This is a genomic window from Bacillus sp. 22-7 (assembly GCF_010628845.1).
GTDB lineage: Bacteria > Bacillota > Bacilli > Bacillales > Cytobacillaceae > Cytobacillus > Cytobacillus firmus_B.
On sequence record NZ_NJQY01000002.1, the window covers coordinates 14,163 to 35,357 of the forward strand.

General features: G+C 38.9%; 19 protein-coding genes and 1 riboswitch. Of the genes, 14 read left to right on the plus strand and 5 right to left on the minus strand.

Going from position 1 to position 21,195, the window contains the following annotated elements; all coding sequences use genetic code 11:
• Positions 1-18: 18 nt before the first annotated feature.
• The gene (locus CE058_RS00805; protein ID WP_204260497.1) at positions 19-954 is read left to right on the plus strand and encodes a ring-cleaving dioxygenase; all 936 of its coding nucleotides are present in this window, start codon (positions 19-21) and stop codon (positions 952-954) included.
• Positions 955-1,245: 291 nt separating this feature from the next.
• Here the strand turns inward: CE058_RS00805 and CE058_RS00810 are convergent, their stop codons facing one another.
• Positions 1,246-2,244 (minus strand): NADP-dependent oxidoreductase, encoded by a 999-nt coding sequence (locus tag CE058_RS00810; RefSeq protein ID WP_163139642.1) that lies wholly within the window; start codon positions 2,242-2,244, stop codon positions 1,246-1,248.
• 30 nt (positions 2,245-2,274) lie between these two features.
• Positions 2,275-2,610 (minus strand): ArsR/SmtB family transcription factor, encoded by a 336-nt coding sequence (locus CE058_RS00815; RefSeq protein WP_163139644.1) that lies wholly within the window; start codon positions 2,608-2,610, stop codon positions 2,275-2,277.
• Positions 2,611-2,866: 256 nt separating this feature from the next.
• Between CE058_RS00815 and CE058_RS00820 the strand changes: the two genes are divergently transcribed.
• The 6 genes from CE058_RS00820 (at position 2,867) to CE058_RS00845 (ending at position 8,440) form a co-directional block, all read left to right on the plus strand.
• Positions 2,867-4,111, plus strand: coding sequence for a helix-turn-helix domain-containing protein (locus tag CE058_RS00820; RefSeq protein ID WP_163139646.1), 1,245 nt, complete (start codon positions 2,867-2,869; stop codon positions 4,109-4,111).
• A 384-nt stretch (positions 4,112-4,495) separates the two neighbouring features.
• Positions 4,496-5,692, plus strand: coding sequence for a styrene monooxygenase/indole monooxygenase family protein (locus CE058_RS00825; protein ID WP_163139648.1), 1,197 nt, complete (start codon positions 4,496-4,498; stop codon positions 5,690-5,692).
• A 4-nt stretch (positions 5,693-5,696) separates the two neighbouring features.
• The gene (locus tag CE058_RS00830) at positions 5,697-6,200 is read left to right on the plus strand and encodes a DinB family protein (protein ID WP_163139650.1); all 504 of its coding nucleotides are present in this window, start codon (positions 5,697-5,699) and stop codon (positions 6,198-6,200) included.
• A 48-nt stretch (positions 6,201-6,248) separates the two neighbouring features.
• Positions 6,249-6,797 (plus strand): GNAT family N-acetyltransferase, encoded by a 549-nt coding sequence (locus CE058_RS00835; RefSeq protein ID WP_163139652.1) that lies wholly within the window; start codon positions 6,249-6,251, stop codon positions 6,795-6,797.
• Positions 6,797-7,303 carry a DinB family protein gene (locus CE058_RS00840; protein WP_163139654.1) on the plus strand — a complete coding sequence of 169 codons (507 nt, stop codon included), beginning with the start codon at positions 6,797-6,799 and terminating at the stop codon, positions 7,301-7,303. The genes CE058_RS00835 and CE058_RS00840 overlap by 1 nt, the downstream gene beginning before the upstream one ends.
• A 201-nt stretch (positions 7,304-7,504) precedes the next feature.
• Positions 7,505-8,440, plus strand: a complete 936-nt coding sequence (locus CE058_RS00845; protein ID WP_227887676.1) for a transporter substrate-binding domain-containing protein — start codon at positions 7,505-7,507, stop codon at positions 8,438-8,440.
• Positions 8,441-8,776: 336 nt separating this feature from the next.
• Here CE058_RS00845 and CE058_RS00850 read toward each other — a convergent pair whose 3' ends face one another.
• A complete protein-coding gene (locus CE058_RS00850) occupies positions 8,777-9,544 on the minus strand; it encodes an alpha/beta fold hydrolase (RefSeq protein WP_163139656.1) in 768 nt (255 codons plus the stop codon).
• A 556-nt stretch (positions 9,545-10,100) separates the two neighbouring features.
• Entirely contained in the window at positions 10,101-10,838 is a 738-nt protein-coding gene (locus tag CE058_RS00855) for an IclR family transcriptional regulator (protein ID WP_048008627.1), read from the minus strand.
• Between the two features lie 177 nt (positions 10,839-11,015).
• Here CE058_RS00855 and CE058_RS00860 point away from each other — a divergent pair, with 177 nt between their 5' ends.
• The 5 genes from CE058_RS00860 to CE058_RS00880 all read left to right on the plus strand — a co-directional run bounded on the left by CE058_RS00860 (position 11,016) and on the right by CE058_RS00880 (position 17,443).
• Positions 11,016-11,870 carry a dimethylarginine dimethylaminohydrolase family protein gene (locus CE058_RS00860; protein WP_204260498.1) on the plus strand — a complete coding sequence of 285 codons (855 nt, stop codon included), beginning with the start codon at positions 11,016-11,018 and terminating at the stop codon, positions 11,868-11,870.
• A gap of 41 nt (positions 11,871-11,911) precedes the next feature.
• Entirely contained in the window at positions 11,912-12,715 is an 804-nt protein-coding gene (locus tag CE058_RS00865; protein ID WP_163139660.1) for a dimethylarginine dimethylaminohydrolase family protein, read from the plus strand.
• 50 nt (positions 12,716-12,765) lie between these two features.
• Positions 12,766-14,400 (plus strand): M20 family metallopeptidase, encoded by a 1,635-nt coding sequence (locus tag CE058_RS00870; RefSeq protein WP_163139662.1) that lies wholly within the window; start codon positions 12,766-12,768, stop codon positions 14,398-14,400.
• A gap of 87 nt (positions 14,401-14,487) precedes the next feature.
• Positions 14,488-15,894 (plus strand): amino acid permease, encoded by a 1,407-nt coding sequence (locus CE058_RS00875; RefSeq protein WP_163139664.1) that lies wholly within the window; start codon positions 14,488-14,490, stop codon positions 15,892-15,894.
• A gap of 331 nt (positions 15,895-16,225) precedes the next feature.
• The gene (locus CE058_RS00880; protein ID WP_163139666.1) at positions 16,226-17,443 is read left to right on the plus strand and encodes an MFS transporter; all 1,218 of its coding nucleotides are present in this window, start codon (positions 16,226-16,228) and stop codon (positions 17,441-17,443) included.
• 335 nt (positions 17,444-17,778) lie between these two features.
• Here CE058_RS00880 and guaC read toward each other — a convergent pair whose 3' ends face one another.
• Positions 17,779-18,762 carry a GMP reductase gene (gene guaC / locus CE058_RS00885; RefSeq protein ID WP_048008633.1) on the minus strand — a complete coding sequence of 328 codons (984 nt, stop codon included), beginning with the start codon at positions 18,760-18,762 and terminating at the stop codon, positions 17,779-17,781.
• Positions 18,763-18,843: 81 nt separating this feature from the next.
• Positions 18,844-18,942: riboswitch (purine riboswitch) on the minus strand.
• Between the two features lie 499 nt (positions 18,943-19,441).
• On the opposite strand from guaC, the gene CE058_RS24920 reads away from it, so the two are divergent.
• Positions 19,442-19,558: a DMT family transporter gene (locus CE058_RS24920; RefSeq protein WP_250802464.1), complete on the plus strand. Its 117-nt coding sequence runs from the start codon at positions 19,442-19,444 to the stop codon at positions 19,556-19,558.
• Positions 19,559-19,737: 179 nt separating this feature from the next.
• Positions 19,738-21,072: a D-serine ammonia-lyase gene (dsdA, locus tag CE058_RS00895; protein ID WP_163139668.1), complete on the plus strand. Its 1,335-nt coding sequence runs from the start codon at positions 19,738-19,740 to the stop codon at positions 21,070-21,072.
• Positions 21,073-21,195: the final 123 nt, after the last annotated feature.

Sequence of the window (21,195 nt, forward strand, 5' to 3'; positions counted from 1 at the left end):
TTTAAAGAAGTGGAGGGAATGATTTTGCAAATCACTTCAGGTATCCATCATATTACGGCTATGGTTAACGATGCCCAGCGAAATATCGACTTTTATGCAGGGGTACTGGGACTAAGGCTTGTAAAGAAAACGATTAATTTTGACCGGCCGGAAGTTTATCATCTGTATTTCGGAAATGAAAAAGGTGATCCTGGAACGGTTATAACTTTCTTTCCTTGGGAGAAGCAGCTCAAAGGGCGGATTGGAACCGGCCAGGTCGGGGTGACCAGTTATGTGATCCCTGAACACTCAATTGAATTTTGGAAAAAACGGCTGAGTAAATTTGGCGTTAAGTTTATACAAACGGTTCGCTACGGTGAAAACTACCTGCAATTCCAGGATCCGGACGGCCTTGAAATCGAACTGGTAGAGCGGTCTGAGGGGCCTTTGAATACATGGGCTTTGAAAGACGTTCATCCAGAGGCTGCCATTAAAGGATTTGGGGGAGTGACCCTGATTTCTGCAAAGCCAAATAAAACGGCTGAAGTACTTGAAGATGTATTAGGGCTTGAATGCCTAGGTCAGGAAGAGGGATTCTTAAGATTTAAATCAGAAGCCGAACTTGGAAATACAATCGATATAAAACTTACCCCTTCTGTACGAGGGCTGATGGGGGCAGGTACAGTTCATCATATTGCCTGGAGAGCAAAGGATGAAGAGGATCATATGAGGTGGAGAAACCTTCTTCAGGAGAAGGGCTATTATCCAACCGAAATTCTCGACCGCAATTACTTCAAAGCACTTTACTTTCATGAAGAAGGCGGCATTTTGTTCGAGATCGCGACAGACCCTCCAGGATTTACGGTTGACGAACCACTAAAGGAACTTGGCAGCAGGCTTATGCTGCCTTCCTGGCTGGAATCGAAGAGGGAGGAATTGGAAGAGGCCTTACCTGCTTTAGAGGTCCCTGTATAAAAGGATGAAAATATTTCAAAAAGGAAATGCCTATCAGTAAAAAAAGCTAATCCGCGTTATTCGATTAGCTTTTTTAGTGTATTAGTGGCAGCTCTTTTTTTCTTGGAATTACCAGCTAATAGTTTATCAATCTATTTCAATAACAACTTTTAAGCTAGATCCTGGAAAGTCGTTCTGTTTTTTAAAAAGTGAAAATATCCAGTGTAAGAGCTTATTTACACAAGCAATAATGCCCGTGCCAATAAGCTTTTACACTATCATTATAAAGAAAAAAGGAAATTCGCTTTCCAACTATCTGATTTTTACAATTATTTTTCCTTTCGACCTTCCTGACTCCGCATATTCCATCGCTTTTTGAGCATCTTCAAAAGGAAAAACTCTATCAATTATTGGCTTAATTTTACCATTCTCGATAAGGTTTGCTATTATACGTAATTGTTCACCACTTGGCTTCATAAATAAAAACGTATATTCAGCATTATGCTTTTTTTCTAGCGCAGTAAGTTTATGACTTGCTGCTGATAACAACAGCGTCTTAAAAAATCCAGAGCCATATTCTTTACCAAAACGGGCATTCGGTAATCCTGAAACGGAAACAATTTTTCCTCCGCTCTTTATCACTTCGAATGATTTTTCGAGTATTTCGCCTCCAAGTGTATCAAAGACGGCATCATAGTTTTTCAATATCACTTCAAACTTTTCTGTCTTGTAATTTATTATTTCATCTGCACCAAGAGTTTTCACTAAATCTGCACCAGCAGCACTTGCAGTTGTTGCAACAGTGGCGCCCATTAACTTGGCCAGCTGAATAGCAAAGGTACCGACACCACCAGCCCCAGCTTGAATTAAAATCTTTTGTCCCTTTTGTAATTGCAAAATATCTGTTAGTGCTTGATAGGAGGTTAACCCAACCAGCGGGATCGATGCTGCTTCTTCAAAGCTCAAATTTTTAGGCTTTAAGGCGATGTCATCTTCATGAATAGCGATATAATCAGCAAAAGTACCGATTTTACTCTTGCGTGGACGTGCATAAATTTCGTCACCTGCTTTAAAACGAGTCACTTTTGCGCCAACCTTTGCAATGACACCAGAAAAGTCATTCCCTAAGATAAGAGGCATTTTATATTTTACTAACAATTTCACTTTCCCATCGCGTATCTTAAAATCAACAGGATTGATACTAGCTGCATGAATTTCTGCGAGTACCTCATATTCACCAATTTCAGGTGCGGGTATTTCTGCCAAACGCATTGGAACCTTCCCATACCTATCAATGACCATTGCTCTCATAGCCTATACCTCCAAATAAATTCCATCAATTCAATAAAAGTTCTTCATGAACTTATCAATATCCGACACAAGCGTTCTTAACAAACCTAATTCTGTACGTACATTAATATAATAAAAGTTTTTTGTGCCTTCCTTACGCATTAAAATAACACCGGCGTCTCGTAAAACCTTAAGATGATGGGACACAGCTGGTCGAGAAAGATGTGTTTGTTCTGTTATTTCACCCACACGCAATCCTGTTTGACAATCCGTCCCCATTAGAACTAACAAGATCGATTGACGTGTTTCATCACCAATAGCCAATAGTACTTTTTGACAATTAATAAAATCCTCTTTGATCTTATTTAGCTGGTCCTGTTTATTCATTAAAGTAAAATACCTCCATTAATCGGTTTAATGGTTTAAGTTGATAAACCATATTGCTGAATACAACAGTAAACTATTGTTTTGTTAGGTTCAATATTGAGAAAGCAAATCGAGACGAATACTTGATTGATTTTTCAGTCTCTCTACTTTCTTTATAAGAATTATAAGGATCTTAATAACCATCTTTCTTCATCCTCTTATAAACTATTCCATCCTTTATGTTCGTTATTTATACTATCAGTAGGAGGGAGAAAAAATGATCGAAGGGAAAATTCTAAAATACTACAGAGAAAAACAAGGATACACACAGGAACAGCTTTCAAGAGGGGTTTGTTCTGTCACTCATTTAAGTAAAATTGAGCGAGGCATAACAGAATATTCTGGGGAAATTATTACACTTCTTTCTAAAAAATTAAACAAAAATTTTCAAGACGAAGTAAGGAATTTCAATAGGTTTAAAGAAACATTAGAAGAATGGAAAAATGCTATTGTTATGTTAGATACCGAAAACATGAAAGTAAAAAAAGCAGAACTTGACGCTAATCTATTAAAGGATTTTCCCGACTTTCAAGTACACTACTCACTGCTTCTAGCACGTCATTATCTCATTCTTTATGAAAATGAAAAATGTCATAAAGTGATGCAAAAGATCAAGAAACTGGACATCAGCCTTTCACCTTATGAGAGCAATCTATATAAACATGTTCAGGGAATCTGTTATTTTAGTATCGGAAACTACAAGGATTCAATTGAAGTCCTAAAGAAAATTGATTCCAGTTATTCGAGCGAAGAATATTACTACCACCTGGCTATTTCCTATCATGCAGTTCATGACAACACTTTAGCTTACTATTATGCTCAAAAAGCTTTGCGCTATTTTCAAGAAACATTAAATTTCACACGCATACTCGATACAGAGTCGCTTATTATCCTTCAATTAAACGCCAAATCGCAATTTAGCCTAAAAGAGACCCGCAGCTATTATGATAAATTAATCCAATCTGCAAAAAAGATTCAATCTGCAGATAGGTTAACTAAACTCTATTTTAATCTTGGACAAGAGCTGTTTAGAAGAAAACATTTTCGAGAGGCGAAAGAGTATTTTGATAAAGGGTTGACCTTACTGAAAGAAGAAGATTACTTATATCTAACCATGTTAGATTTATACATAGACATTTGTTATAAGGGAAACTTAAAATCGAAAGAAGACCTATTATCCGATGCAAAAAAAGGTCTGCACCTCGCCCAAAAACGAAATGACCAAAGTTATTTATTTTTTCATCTCCATGATTTATTACTGAACAGCAAGGAAGATTCCTATTATGACTATGTTGAAAATAAGGTGCTTCCATATTTCATTAAGTCCGGAAACGAGGATCTAATCCAGCACTTTGAAGTTAAGCTTTTTCGGTATTATATCAACTCAGAGCAAAACGAAAAGGCATGGGCTCTCGCTAAAAAGAAAATGCTTGCTGAGATGAGCTATTATGAAATGGATTAGTGACGTGTACTTTTAAATGGAATAAGGACTAATGCCCCCCTTTATTTGACGGGTGCTCTTCTTTTCCTCTTTTCTAATTTGATGAAAGAAACAGGCACTTTCCTTGAACAGGAAGTGCTCTTTTTTAATTTTAGGTCAGCATTATTGTAATGAGTTATTCCACAATCTGGGGCCTATCAGGAGCAAGAAATTTGCTCTTTCCTTGTGAATAGGACCTGATTGTCGAAAAGGGATCGTTTGACTTGCTTAGACATTAATAATATGGAAAATAAATAAATCGTCGTATTTACATCACCATGTGTATTCTTTAGACTAAAAAGGCAGAAAATTACCAATGTTATTATAATATCTTCGCGGCTACCAGATAACAAAGGGGAGAGAACCTTGAAGAAGAAAATTTGTATTATAGGCAGCGGCACAGCAGGTTTACAGCTGGCTTATTCTCTGAAAGAAGAATTTGATGTGACTGTTATTCACTCAAATTCTTCGGATAAGATCCGAAATGGACGAATTATGTCTACCCAAGTACATTTTGGTTCAACGAGAACCCGAGAAAATCGCTTTAAAATGCCAAAATGGGAGGATAAAACTCTTCTTAAAAGTATTCACATGACGATCGGTAATCAAAAACTATTTGTTGGCAGGCTGAAAGAACCAGCATTATCCGTTGACCAGCGTTTCTACTTTTCACACTGTTTGAAGGATCTTGAAAACCAGGGTGTCTCTTTTCGACTTATAAGAGTAAATAAAGATCAGTTAGAAAGTTTGGCAGATGAGTTTGATTTAACGATTGATTGTTCTGGAAAATCGGGCCCTCTCTTTCCATTTCCTATTGAAAAGCAGCTTTCTCCTATCCAAGTGCCTCAACGAAAATGTATAGTTGGTTATTTTTTGGGGGTAAAGCCAAATGATCCTCCAGGTGTAAGCGTAACCGTTCTGCCTGAAATAGGTGAAATGTTTGAGATTCCTGCAATGACAGAACAAGGGCCTGTTACCATATTGTTCATTATGGCAGTTCCAGGCAGAGAGTTAGATGTATTTAAAGAAATAAAGGACGTAAAAGAATTTACAAATCAAATGAAAAATATTACACAAATGTATTTCCAGGACATCCACGATCGTATCCAGCAAAATATCTTTGCTCTTTCCGATGATAAAGCCTTCCTTAATGTTGCCATTAAACCTGTAATTAGAAAACCTTACGTAATCTTTAAAAATAAAATAGTAGTTGGTTGTGGAGATAGTGTTTTTCTTAATGACCCGATTACTGGTCAAGGATGTAATCTTTCTTCTATTTGTGCTGAACAGTTGTACGAAACGTTGATTCAATATAAAAATTCAATCTGGGACATCCGAATTGGTGAGACATATTGGGATCGAACAAAAACAGTTGTAAAAGAAGTAACAGAATGGACAAATGCCATGACTCAGGCATTGCCTCAGCATGTTGTTCAAATCCTGTTAGCCGGGGCAGAAAATCAAAAGATTGCAGATGAGGTTGCAGAATGGTTTGCGAATCCCCGAAAAGCTTATGAAGCTTTTTTTCAAAACATTAATTGCAGCACAGAGGTAAAGGAATGATTAAATGAGTAATTTAAAACTAATTGAAACATACAAACATGATTTGCAAAACTATTCACTTGAGCAACTAAGATATATAACAGCTGAAGGGGTTTGGTCCATTGGTCAAATGTACGACCATGTGATTCTTGTTGCTATGGAGTATCTTGACAATGTGGAAACATGTGCGGCATCAAAGGAAGAGCAAAAGCTCGGGAAAACGGAGTTTGGTGAGCATTTATATAAAATTGGAGATTTCCCGCCAATTAAAATCAAATTACCGGACGAACTAAATACCCCGCCAAGCAATTCAGATAGTAAAGAAGACCTTACGAATAGGCTAGATCTGGTAATGCAGAGGCTGAGACAATGGGAATCTAGAGTAGATACTATAAATCTCAATTACAAAATTAAACATGAAGGTTTTGGCTGGCTGAACGCGAGAGAGTGGTTCGATCTTGTCGGTATGCATTTTCGCCATCACTTGCGTCAGAAGTGTGAACTGGAACAAAAGTTTTTTAATGCATAGTTCAGCCAATTTAATAAACTAAACCAATTAAACTCTCGGAGGTTTATAATGATATATTTAGAAACATCGAGATTGCAATTACGCGACTGGGAGGAAGAAGACATAGAGCCATTTAGTCGACTAAATGCAGATGAACAGGTTATGAAGTATTTTTCTAAAACCTTATCAGCCGAAGAAACAAATGTGTTCTATAAATCGATTGTATCTGAATTTAAAGAATGCGGATTTGGATTATATGCCGTGGAAGTAAAGAAAAATAAAGAGTTTATAGGATTTATAGGATTTCATAGAGCAACATTTAAAGCTGATTTTACACCGTGTATAGAAATTGGCTGGCGACTGAAAAAAGAGGCTTGGGGAAAAGGATATGCATCTGAGGGGGCGTCAGCCTGTTTACAATATGGATTTAACGAATTGGGTTTTAGTGATGTTTTTAGTTTTACTGCCGATGTTAATAAGCCTTCGAAAAAAGTAATGAAAAAAATCGGAATGAATTTTATTAAAACATTCAATCACCCGAAAGTTAAGAAAGATAGTCCTTTAAATAAACATGTTTTATTTCATATGAATCAAAAAGAAGAGGGTGGAGTGAGCTAATGGAAAATAATCGCGCAAAGAAAATGTACGATTACCACGTTTGGGCTAACCAAAAATTGATCCAGCACTTGAAGCAGCTGCCTGATAGGATTTATAACGAGACAGTTAATAGTGTTTTTTCATCGATATCAGAGGTGCTGATTCACCTGTATGCAACAGACATTACTTGGTTGGAGACGATGAAAGGAAGCAGCTTCCACGATACTGTTAGGGAAGTTGAGCGTCGAAAGACAGAAGCATCAAGAGCGTCTATAGATGAACTTAAAGTGTTCTATGATTCGCTTTCAAATGAATTTTACCACTTTTTTGCAGACAATCAGGATCCAGAACGTATCATCATTACAGAGCACCCGAAATATGGTCGCTGTGAGTTCATACTTTCCGATCTCATTCACCATGTAGTGAATCATGGAACCTACCATCGCGGAAATGTGACAGCGATGCTGCATCAGCAAGGTGAACGAGGCGTACCTACGGATTATGTTTATTTTCTTTTTGAATGTTAGCGTTTTGTGATTATGCCAGAAAAGGAGCGCAATTCTGCAGCAAAAGAATTGTGCTCTTTTCAACGTTTTTGTGTTTAAAAAATATAGGGGCTATTTTCCTCGTATAAACGAACTGTTTTATCGAAAATTCAGAAAATAAATTTACTTTATGTACCTTCCTAAAGATAATAGACATAACCAATTGAATAGGAGGGAAACAGTTTGCAAAAAAAAGTACTCATCGTGTTTGCACTTTTTGCATTATTGATTACCGGAGGGACAAGCCTGTCGCTTGCCGACAGCCAAACCGAGCAGCTAGAGTTAAACGGAAAAACGTTAAGCACGGTTACAGTAAATGAAAAACCTTATGTATCAGTGAAACAGGTGGCCGAGGCTGCAGGAGGGTATGTAGATAAAAAGGCCAATACATTCGTCATTAGCTCAAGACTCGACCGTATTTTAAAGAAAGGTGTGATTCGGGTAGGTACAACTGGTGACTATAAGCCATTTACGTACTTTAATCCGAAAACAAAAGAGTATGAAGGCTATGATATCGAAGCGGCTAAATTAATGGCAGCAGACCTTGGGGTCAAGATCACTTTCGTTAAAACTTCCTGGCCAACCTTAATGGAGGACCTCCATAAAAATAAGTTTGATATAGCGGTTGGCGGGATCAGCCGCAATACCGATCGGCAAAAAACAGCACACTTAACGCATCCTTATATTAATGATGGAAAGGCTCCTTTAATCCGGCAGGAAGATAAGGAGAAATATACAAGCTTGGAAGCGATTGACCAGCCAGATGTCACCATCGGTGTAAACCCAGGGGGAACCAACCAAAAATTCGTGGATGCCAACATTACACAGGCAAAGGTTGTCGTAATCGAAAACAATCTGGATATTCCGAACATGGTTGCTGAGGGAAAAGTAGACGTGATGATTACCGACAGCATTGAGGCCATCTACTATGCAAGCCAGGATTCCAGGCTGTATGCGGCTCTGACGGACAATACGTTCACGAAGAGCCAGAAAGGCTACCTTATGCATCGCGGGGATGCAGTATTTCAGAACTGGGTCAATCTATGGATGGAGGAGATGGAGCTCAATGGAGAATTTGACCGATTAAAAGAAAAATGGATTTACAATAAGGGAGAATAATAGAAAAGATAGGCAAGGCTTCTATTTCCTATGCCAACCTCTTTTTAGATTCAGCCGTGTAAATTCTTTCAGAAAAAGAGATGCCAGAATAAAACGGGTAGTTTTTCAGAGAAATACTACATGGTTTACTTTAGGTGTGTTTGTGGCTGCCAGTACAGCAGGAAAACGATCTTCCATTAAAGGGCGCTATCCTTGAATAAAAGAGGTAGCGCTCTTTTCCTCTTTAAGGGCCAGACTAAGGTATTGAACTGCCCATGAAAAGATAGCCAAATAAAGAGTAGCCCGAGATGATTTATCAATAAATAGTGAATGGTGACAGGTACCTATAGATACCTGTCATTTTGTGTTTACAAATTGAAAAATTAGCCGGTTTAGTTCTTTTGCAGCTTTGGTCGGGATACGGTGGTCAACATTCTCGATAAAGTATAATTCGTTTTGTGGCAATTTCTCATGCAATTGCCTTGCATAGGAATGAAAGGGCTTATCCTTCTTACCATAAACCAATAAGGTAGGCAAATTAATCTCATTAAGCTGATTGACACAATTGTATTTTAGACTATAGCGGTAATATTGCTCAATGTTGCGGTAATCCCCTTTTTTTGCTTCTGAAAACATATTTTTAAACAGCTTGAGATTATTTGAATTATTCCAGGAGATGGACCAGGCTAATAAGTTAATAGCCCCTTTGCTTGAAAGCTTGATTCCTAAAGAAATCTTCTTTCTCAAGTAATCGTCATTTACATCGGGCATTGCCCCAATTGAAATTCCCCCCAAAGCTCTTTCAGGAAACGTCAGCATGAATTCTAAAACAATAGAACCGCCAGTAGAATATCCGCATAAAAACGCTTTATTTATATTAAGGTGGTCCAATAGTCGAATGATATCCTCAATAATTAGTGGATAGGTTACTGGTTCTGGGGAGTATGGGCTTTTTCCGTGTCCGCGTATATCAAAAGTAATTATCTGAAAATTTTTTGAGAGTTCTTCTAATTGATATTGGAAGTTTACTGAAGTCAATACAGGCGGGTGGATAAAAACAATCGGAGTTCCGCTTCCTTTTACAGTATAATACAGGCTGGCACTGTTCATATTTATCATTGGCATGTACTGTCACCTCAATTACTTATTAATTTTAATTTTTTAGCCAATTTGTCTGATCAGGAAAGAATTAAACTGTCATTACAAAGGTTAATGAAGACACAATAAATATTTTTCCATACTTTTTTACAAAAAATGCATATGACCAGGGTAAGTAAAACGGGAAAAGGATATGAAGGAGCATTTCGTGTAGCGTCAAAAACTATTTATACAATGGAATGGCACATATATTAATAATTGCAGGGAGGTAAAAGTTAGGGTGCGAGTTAGAAGGAATTCTAAAGAGCGAGGATTTAATAGCAGAACGGATACTAGTATATATGCAAGAGACTAGAAAGGTACAGTGTGAAGGATGCATTTTTTCATTTCTGACTAATTAAAACCTGAATCTATGAAATGGTTTTCTTAAGTGTTTTTGGGTTGAACAGGTAACTAATTTGCTGGTTAATACATTTCAAACGCAAGGCAATTTTTAACCTTGCGTTTTTTTAAATGTTATTTAGACTTAAGGACAATTTTCTTCCTAATCCTTGTTGTTAAAATGCACTCTTTTTTAATTACCTTAGTTTTTACTGCCTAATTTATTGCAGATTCGCATACCGTACTCGATTACTTTTTCAATTAAGCAGTTTTGTCTTTCTTCTGTGATATTGAAATTAACATATCCGATGCTTATAGCTCCTAAGAGTTCATTGGCGTGATCGAAAATAGGCGCAGCGACAGATGAGGTTCCAGGCGTTTGTTCGCCATGACTCTCCCCATAGCCCTGTCTTCTAACTTTGCTCAATAATTTTATAAACGAATCTCTTTCCTCAGATGGCACTAAGGAATTAATAGCTTTAACAGACTCGGAGTTTGGCATATTAGCTAACAGCACTTTGTTTGCTGCCCCAATATTCAGCGGGATACGAATACCAAGCTGATCATTGATTCGAATCGGATTGTTGAGACAATCAATTCTTTCGACTACAAGTGATTCTAATCCAATTGGCTTGCTAAAATACACACTTTCCTCCACCTCATGCATTAATTTTTCCATCTCTGGGCGAATCAGTCCAACAAAATCAAAGGTGTCATACATTTTAAGTCCATATTCTAACCAGGTGTTACCCATGGAATATAATTTCAAATCGGGGTCCTGCTGAATAAGCCCGTGCTGCTTCATGGATTGCAGGAGGCGATGAAGTGTACTGACAGGCAAGTCGCATTCCTTTGATAAATCTGTAATGGAAATCCACATTCTTGTATCATTTTTAGACAAAACCTTGATTACCTGCATGGCACGATCGATTGTCTGCATCTTTTATCCTTCCATTCCTTTTAATTTACATTGGTGTATTGAAATAAATTAGTCAGTAAATTCAAAATATATTGACATGAAGAATCTATCACTATAATATCATATTATAAGTTTTCCTGTCAGAGGAAACCTATTCCGATATGTGGAAAAAGGAGGTTAAGCCGATTGGTGACTTCAATGTACAAAAAGCTAAACACTGTCATTGTAAAGCATCCAAAAGAAGCCTTTATCAGCCAGGAGCATTTAAGAAGTGAGTGGAAAAAGTTTAACTATATCAGTGAGCCGGATTATATGAAAGCCCAGCAGGAATACGAACAGTTTCTATCCATAATCAAGAAGCATGTCGGCCATATTAAATTTCTGCCGGTTTCAGAAAAGGCGGGGCTGGATTCGCTTTATGCCCATGATCCCGTTAAATTTACGAAAAAAGGCGCAATGATTCTAAAATCAGGGAAAAAATTACGTCAGCCTGAAGCAGAAATTTATAAAGAATTTTTACAGGAAAAAAATATCCCGATTTTGGGAGAATTAACTGGTGATGCTGTAGCTGACGGGGGAGATCTTGTTTGGCTGGATGACCGGACTTTATTAATTGGACGCGGTTATCGGACAAACGATGAGGCGATTCGCCAAATTAAAGAAATGACAAAAGAGATAGTTGAGGAATGTATAGTTGTCCCGCTCCCGCATGATCAAGGAGAAGAGGAATGTCTTCACCTTATGTCTTTTATAAGCATCGTAGATGAAAATCTTGCTGTGGTGTATTCACGGCTTATGCCCGTATTTCTAAGACAGTTGCTTCTGAAACACGGTTTCCAGCTGGTTGAAGTACCGGACGATGAATACCAGCGGCTTGGCTGTAATGTGCTGGCTGTTGCACCGCGCATCTGTGTCATGGTTTCCGGAAATCCTCAAACCAAACAGGGACTATTGGATGCAGGGGCGACCGTCTATGAATACGAAGGTAATGAAATTTCATATTTAGGCACAGGAGGACCAACATGTCTCACATGTCCTGTGGAACGTGTTTAACCAAAATTAATAAATCATAAGAGTAGATGGAGGAATAACACATGTTAAGAGAATCAACAACAAAATCATCACAAGCTGCAAAAATGTTTCATAACACAATTGTAAAAAGACCCGGCACAACTTTTATCAATGGATTAACAACATCTGACCTTGGAACACCTATTTTAAATAAAGCATTAGAGCAGCATGATGCCTATATTGAAGCACTTAAAGCATGCGGTACAGAAGTAACTGTTCTTCATAGCAATGATCAATTCCCGGATTCTACGTTTGTAGAAGATACAGCTGTTTTAACTGCTGAGTTCGCAGTCATTTCCAACCCTGGTGCGGAAAAAAGAAATGGCGAAATTCACGAAATAGAGCCGGCAATTAAATCCTTCTTTGATAAGATCTACTATATTAAAGCGCCTGGAACACTTGATGGCGGCGATATTTTACAAATCGAAGATCACTTTTACATTGGGATCTCTACCCGGACAAACCAGGGAGGCGCCGAACAGCTTAAGCAAATTTTAGAATCCGAAGGCTATAATGCAACCATCGTTCCATTACAAAAATTCTTCCACCTGAAAACCGGAATAGCATATATAGGCAATCAAACGATTGTCGTTGCTGGAGAATTTGTAGACCACCCGGATTTTATTTCCTATCAAAAAATTGTTGTTCCTCCGGAAGAGGAATATGCAGCAAACTGTATTCGCGTCAATGACTATATCATCATCCCGTCCGGATACCCGCATACAAAGCAAAAAATTAATGAAGCCGGCTTCCAGACGATTGAACTTGATACATCTGAGTTCCGTAAACTTGATGGCGGATTAAGCTGTTTGTCTCTTCGTTTTTAATACTAGTTGAAAAATGGTCGTTTTAATTTGCATAGAAGGAGCGTTTAGTTATGACACAGCTAAGGTGGGGAACCCCGGATGCATTGCGCAGGTTATTGTGTGAAGTAGTAAGCTGGAAAAGCATGACACTTACGGATGGAGAGCGTAAATTTTCTTGTAAGGTGACAGAGAAGCTCAAGGAGTTGACCTATTTTCGAGAGAATCCTGATCACCTGGGGCTCCATGATGCCGATTTGGGCCGTCGGTTTGTAACCGCTTTATATAAACATCCTGATGCCACGGAAACGGTCGTGTTAATCAGCCATTTTGATACAGTAAATACCGAAGAATATGGCGATCTTCAGGAGTACGCGCATCTGCCGGAGGAATTGACGAATTTGCTTCACTCCAGGATTGAAGAGCTGCCGGAAGAAGCCAGGCAGGATCTTCTCTCGGGAGAGTTCTTATTTGGCAGGGGCACGATGGATATGAAAATGGGGCTTGTCATGCATATGGGATTATTAGAAAAAGCTGCTGTTGAACATTGGCCTATTAACCTTATTTTGCTGACGGTTCCGGATGAAGAAGTTAACTCTTCCGGTATGCGTGCAGCGGTTCAGAAACTTTTAGAATTGAAGGATAAACATCAGCTCACCTATAAGCTTTTCTTGAACGGGGAACCGGTATTTACGCAGGAACCGGGTGACAGGAACTATTATGTGTATTCAGGCTCTATTGGTAAAATCATGCCTGCCGCTCTTTTTTATGGAAAAGAAACGCATGTGGGGGAACCGCTTAGCGGCATTACAGCGCCTTATATTGCCTCATTTCTAACACAAAGAATGGAGTGGAATTTAACACTGCAGGAAACGGAGATGGGAGAACAAACTCCGCTTCCGGTGACACTGCAGCAAAAGGATCTGCGGCTGGAGTATTCCGCGCAAACACCTTATCGTTCAGCGGCTTTGTACAATGTATTTTTAATGAAACGAAATGCCGCGGAAATCATGGATATTTTCGAAAAGGTAGCGCTAAATGCGGCTCACGCCTGCAACGAAGCCTATAAAGAAATCTGCAGTGAACGGAATGTATCTCCCATCGGAGAAGTGCGGGTGCTGCGTTATGAAGAACTGGAAAAGCATGCCGTTCGAAAATTTGGTGCAGATTTTGTTGCGGGCATCAAAGACTTGGTACAGAAAAAAGCGGAATGGGATGACCGGGAGAAAACTATCCGAATTGCTGATGCCTTAATCATTCAGTGCCAGGAGCTGACACCGGCAATCGTTTTGCTTTATGCACCGCCTTATTATCCGGCAGTCAATTCCTCTGAGGATAAGCTGGTCGCAGAATGCATTGAATATGTAAAACAACTAGGCTTTGAAAAGTTTGGGCTGCCTGTTAACCAGGTTCACTATTTTAATGGGATTAGCGATTTGAGCTATGTCAATTATCAGGATGCTGGTGACGGCTGGATCGTATTTAAAGAAAACACGCCGGTTTGGGGCAGCAGCTACAGCATTCCATTCGATGAAATGACACAGCTCCAGGCACCGGTACTAAATGTAGGTCCATTCGGAAAAGACGCCCACAAACGAACCGAACGCCTCCACATCAAAAGCGCCTTCGAAGAAGTACCCGCCCTTGTAGAAGGGATGGTCAAGATGCTGGCAAAAAAGCACCTAATGGTGTCAGGCGCAACTAGCTGACAAAATGGTGGTTTTGTCCATTCAGGGTGGATAATTCACGAAAGCTTAATGTGTCTGATGCCAATTTAATTAAGGGATGTGATCAAGATGGTAGAGCAAGAGGGTCAGAAGAATCAATTAAACCGGTCGATGAAGCGCCGTCATTTATTTATGCTATCTTTGGGTGGAGTAATAGGAACTGGACTGTTTTTAAACGCCGGCTACACGATCAATCAAGCGGGGGCAGGAGGGGCTTTAATCGGGTATTTATTCGGAGGAGTCATTTTGTATCTTGTCATGGTTTGCCTGGGGGAGCTTGCTGTGTACATGCCTGTTACGGGATCGTTCCAGACTTATGCCAGTAAATTCATTAGTCCTTCGGCTGGTTTCTCGTTAGGCTGGATGTATTTCATTGGGTCAGCCACCACAGCTGGAGTAGAATTTACGGCTGCCGGAATTTTGATGAAACGCTGGTTTCCGGATATCTCGGTATGGGTGTGGTGTGCCATATTCATCCTTCTTTTATTCGCACTCAATGCCTTAACAACAAGAGGCTTTGCTGAAGCGGAATATTGGTTTTCCGGCATTAAAGTGGTAGCTGTGATCTTCTTTATTATTATTGGCTTCAGTGCCATTCTGGGCATCATACCACTGGCGGACAGGCCGGCGCCATATATGGAACATTTAGCTCCTAAAGGCCTTTTCCCTGCTGGAATTGCCATCGTGTTTGTAACGATGATGAATGTCATCTTTTCCTATCAGGGATCAGAATTAATCGGAATTGCGGCCGGTGAAAGCGAGGAGCCTCAAAAGAATATTCCTCGTGCGATTCGAAATGTCCTTTTTAGAATCATCATTTTTTATATTGCTTCTATTATTATATTATCCGCCATTTTTCCAACACAGGAGCTCGGGATATTAGAAAGCCCGTTTGTAACCTTAATGGATTTGGCTGGAATTCCATTTGCCCCTGATATCATGAATTTTGTTATCTTAACCGCTATTTTATCAGTAGGAAACTCTTGTATTTATGCTTCGACCCGCTTACTTTGGGCGATGGCCCATGATGGAATGGCACCAAGAGTTTTTGGAAAACTCTCAAAACGAAAGGTTCCGTTCACTGCTCTGGTATTCACCATGATCTTTTCTCTTTTATCATTACTCACAAGCGTATTTGCAGCTGAAACCGTGTTTGTGTTATTAATGTCCATTGCTGGTATTTCTGTCACCATCTCATGGATGGGAATCGCTCTCTCTCAATTCATGTTCCGGCGTAAGTATATACAAGCAGGCGGAAAGGCAGAGGATTTAAAATACAAAGTTCCATTCTACCCAATCATCCCGCTGATCTGTATTATATTCTGTGTCTCGATCCTGGTATTCCTGGCCTTTGACCCAACTCAGCTGGCAGGACTGCTTATTGGAATAGGATTCCTGCTTGCCAGCTATCTATTCTATTACTTCAAAAATCGGAAAACTGATAAAGTTAGTTCTAATAATGAAATAGGTGCATGAGAGCAATCGCAGACATTTGTATGTTTCTGTGTGATTATTTACCAGGATTAACCGGATGACCATGATGGCTGTCCGGTTTTTTTATGCTTCATCTTAATCTAATATACTAAAAACCTTAATTTACTTTATCTTAAATGGATGAATAACGACGAAAAAGAAGATAGTGTGGAAAGAATGGTAGTTAATCTGGATGAATAACGACGAAATGAAGATAGTGTGGAAAGAATGGTAGTTAATCTGATATTCTAAAAAATAAATCTATTTTACGGAAGAACGGACTGTTATATTCTGTATAATTATAATATTACTCATTATTTAAGGGAGGGATATCATGATTCCAGGTTCATGGAGAGCGTTAATTTGGATTGGAATAGCTGAATTATGTGCATTAAGCTTATGGTTTAGTGCTTCGGTTATAGCTCCTGAGCTAATTCAAGTATGGAATCTCAGCTCCAGCTCAGAAGCATGGCTGTCTGCTTCTGTCCCAATTGGTTTTGTGATAGGTGCATTAGTTAGTTCATATTTTGGGATAGCAGATCGTTTTAATCCAAGAAAGGTTCTTGCGGTTTCAGCGTTTCTAGGGGCACTATTGAATCTCTTGCTTATTCTGGCAGATCAGGCTTTTTTCGGTATCCTTCTTAGGATATTAACCGGTGTATCACTTGCAGGTGTATACCCGACAGCTGTGAAAATTTTATCGCAATGGTTTCCAAAAAAACGCGGGCTTGCTGTTGGCATCTTAATAGCCTCCTTAACGCTGGGGTCCTCTTTGCCGCATTTTATTGTTATATTCTCTTCTTCTTTAAATTGGCAATCAGTGATTATTTGCAGTTCAATATTGGCTCTCCTGGCAGCTATCATTGTTAATTGGGTTTTAAAAGATGCTCCAGTAACAATTAAAAAAATACCTTTCTCATTTAAATTAATTAAAAAGGTAGTATCGAATAAACCAGTAATGCTTGCGAACTACGGTTATTTTGGGCATATGTGGGAATTGTATGCGATGTGGAGCTGGATTCCAGTCTTTTTGGCCGCTAGTTTTACAAGCTATTCTCCAGGGATTCCTCCCTGGTTTATTGCATTATCCTCTTTTTTGATCATCGGGATTGCAGGGGGAATTGGCAGTGTAGCAGGCGGATTGGTCTCAGATAAAATTGGAAGAGCTAATCTGACGATTATTTCAATGGTTATCAGTGCCATTTGCTGTATCTTGATTGGTTCTACTTTTGGTCAATCTATTTGGTTAACCTTACTCCTTTCTATCATTTGGGGAATGTCTGTCATCGCAGATTCTGCCCAGTTTTCTGCCGCAGTTTCAGAAGTTGCAGAAATTGAGTATGTAGGAACAGCCCTGACTTTTCAAATGTGTATTGGTTTCCTGATCACTATATTTTCTATAAATCTAATCCCTATTATTCAGAGGTTAGTTGGCTGGGAATGGGTCTTTGCCTGTTTAGCGATTGGACCGATTCTTGGCATTGTATCTATGGTCCAGTATAAACGGCATGAATTTAACAATGTAAAAGGGACAATAAATAGGTCATTTTAAATAAATTAAACATCATTTTTTTACTAACTTTGTGAAAGTAATGGGTGCAAGAGGTTCAGTATGTGCTGCAAATAAGAAGGCAGGGTTCTTGTACCAGAGCCACCAAAGAACTTTCCGCAGCTGATGTGGAGTATACGAATAACACACAGGTTTTTATGAGCACCTCTTTAGTCAACTAAAGAGGTACACGTTGACAAATATTAAATAATAGCATAAACATAAATAGTAAAAACCCTTGCTGCGCAAGGGTTTTCGTGTATGGAGCAAAGGGGGTTCGAACCCCTGACCTCTACGCAGCCAGAGGAAAATCCTAATGAACAATTGAGTAAAAGGCTTTAATATACTTTATCGCCATTAAAAATAGAGTTTTTGACAATAACATAATCTACGTGACGAATGGAGTCTAAAGTAGTTCCACCAGCATATGAAATAGAGGATTGGAGATCTTGTTCCATTTCAGTCAACGTATCTTGTAAGGAACCCTTATGCTCAACGTACATTTTCTTACCTTCTACGTTCTTCTTTTCACCTTTTTGATATTCAGAAGCAGAGCCAAAATATTCTTTAACAATCTTTCCATCTTTGTTGATGGTTTCTCCTGGTGATTCTTCATGTCCGGCAAAAAGGGAGCCAATCATGACCATCGATGCACCGAAACGGATTGATTTGGCTATATCACCGTGTGTTCGTATTCCGCCATCAGCAATAATCGGTTTACTTGCTGCCTTTGCACACCAACGAAGTGCTGCCAGCTGCCAGCCTCCAGTCCCGAATCCTGTTTTAATTTTTGTGATGCATACCTTACCAGGACCAATCCCAACTTTTGTCGCATCAGCACCGGCATTCTCAAGTTCTCGCACAGCTTCAGGAGTACCAACATTACCAGCAATGACAAAGCTCTCGGTTAGGTGTTTTTTAATATGCTGAATCATATTAATGACAGCATTTGAATGACCATGTGCAATGTCGATCGTTATGAATTCAGGGGTAAGCCCTGCCTCTGCAAGCTCTTCAATGAATTGATATTCTTCTTCTTTCACTCCAACACTAATTGAAGCGTAGAAACCTTTTGCTTGCATATCCTCTACAAATGACCGCCGTTTTTCTGGCTCAAAGCGATGCATAATATAAAAATAATTATTTTCAGCAAGATAAAGGGCTATCTTTTCATCAATGATTGTTTGCATATTGGCTGGCACAACAGGAAGTTTAAATTGACGACCTCCTAGTGTCACAGTGGTATCACACTCAGAACGGCTGTTAACCACACATTTAGCAGGAATTAACTGAATATCTTCATAATCAAATACATTTTCCATGATATACACTCCTAAAAAAATAATTTTAATAGTAATGTTCGTCAAAATCTAAGATGAAAAAAATCCTAACTATAAATGGGTATAGTAATCACACCCATTCGTAGTTAGGATTTTTGGCTCCTAGTAGAAACTCTTAGACCATAATACTAAGAATATACGAATGATTTTAAATAATTTATTTAACCACAAATTTGATTATAAACGAACCTTTATTATATGTAAACGTTTATTATTCGGATTTTCATTGAAAATTAAAAGGGATTTGAACATTATCATCAAAAAAATTGTTTTTTATAAAAAAAGGGAGGAAATTAAATTAATATATTTAATCATTTTTTGGTTTTTCCAGAGCATCGGATTTCTTCTTCGAATAACGGGGAGGATTGTGGAATAAAGGGGTATTTTTTTGATTAATGGTCATCGAAGAACAGTATTAGAACCTTTTTTAGTGTTTTTAGTACTAGATTAAGAACAGTGGGAACTGTCGCAGCCGAGTATGCTTTTTGGGGGGAGACTATTAATCTATGGAAAGTATTTTTTGTCGCGTTAATGATCACAGGGATTATTGGACTAAAAGTAAGTCAAGGGGAACCCCAAAACATGAAAGGTTACGGTCTAGGAGTTGATTTAATTGGATTGGTTTTTTCTTCTTATTGCCGGCTTTGCCAAGATTGGAAGTGTGATTAGTCTGAAGCGTGCAGATGGATTTAAAAAGTGGCCCTCTACGATCAGTTGTCTTGTTTGCGGAAGTCTAAGCTTTTATTTCTTTCTTTGTCAGTTACTTCCCTTCCGGTAGGGACTGCTTATGAATATAGACCGGCATCGACTCTGTCGGAAGTGTTTTAGCCGGCATGCTCTTCTTAAATGAACCTAGAAATTTAAGATCGACCTTATGGATTATGTGTATTAATGCAGGGGCTGTCGGTGTTAAAATAACTTCAGGACATTAAGATTTCATTTGGAGGAGAATAAGTGATGAAAACGGTTCAAGATTGGATAAAAGAATATCCTTTAATAGGTGAGCTGGTAGATGTAGAGGAAGTATTTTGGACAAATCCGAAAAAGAAACCATTTCAAACAGAAGTTAAGAAGCTTCCGCTTAATGAAAATGATGTAAAAGATGCAGAGGAAAGGTTAATGCGTTTTGCTCCTTACATTGCAAAGGTTTTTCCAGAAACAAGGGAGAATAATGGAATCATTGAATCTCCTATTGTCTCCATCCCCGCGATGCGTGAAAAATTATCACAGATGTATGAACATCCATTAGAAGGGGAATTTTTGCTGAAATGTGACAGCCACCTTCCGATTTCAGGCTCCATTAAAGCGCGCGGCGGCATATATGAAGTGTTGAAACACGCAGAAACATTGGCGATCCAACATGGTTTATTATCAGTAGCGGATGATTATTCGATCCTTGATAAGGAGAATTTCAGAAACTTCTTTTCCGAATACTCCATTGCCGTCGGATCTACGGGCAATTTAGGGTTAAGTATTGGCATAATGAGTGCCAAATTAGGTTTTAAAGTCACGGTCCATATGTCTGCAGATGCAAAGGAATGGAAGAAAGATCTCCTTAAAAGCAAAGGAGTAACGGTGGTTGAATATAAGGAAGATTACAGCAAAGCGGTCGAAGAGGGGCGCAAACAAGCTGATCGTGATCCGAAATGCTATTTTATTGATGACGAGAACTCCCGCGATTTGTTTTTAGGCTATGCAGTAGCAGCCAGTCGCTTAAAAAAACAATTAGAAGATCTGAATGTTACAGTAGATGAAAACCATCCGCTATTTGTTTACCTTCCATGCGGAGTAGGCGGCGGACCGGGGGGAGTCGCTTTTGGTTTAAAATTAATGTATCAAGATCATGTTCATTGCTTCTTTGCAGAACCTACTCATTCTCCATGTATGCTGCTGGGACTCGTAACAGGAATGCATGATAAAGTTTCGGTCCAAGATTTTGGAATTGACAACATCACATCAGCTGACGGCCTTGCCGTTGGGAGACCATCGGGATTCGTCGGTCAAACGATTGAGCCTTTGTTAAGCGGAAGTTATACCGTAAGTGATCATGAGTTATTTAAACTATTAAGCACATTGGCCGATACAGAAAACATTCGTCTTGAGCCTTCCGCATTGGCAGGCGTCATAGGTCCAGTAAAGTTATCGACTGAGAAGCAAGGGAAAGAATATGTTCAAAATCATAACTTAAAAGATAAAATGAAAAATGCTGTCCATCTCATGTGGGCGACCGGCGGAAGTATGGTTCCGAAAGAAATAATGGAAGAATATTATATAAAAGGTGCAGAACTATAATGCTAATCTTCGGTCTCCAAAATTTTAGATGAGAGAAAATCAGCGGGATTGCTCATGAAGTGTCCTTAGAACTAGCCAATCGGCGAGTTTCATTTTGTGAAGAGCACACTTGCTGATGTCTTT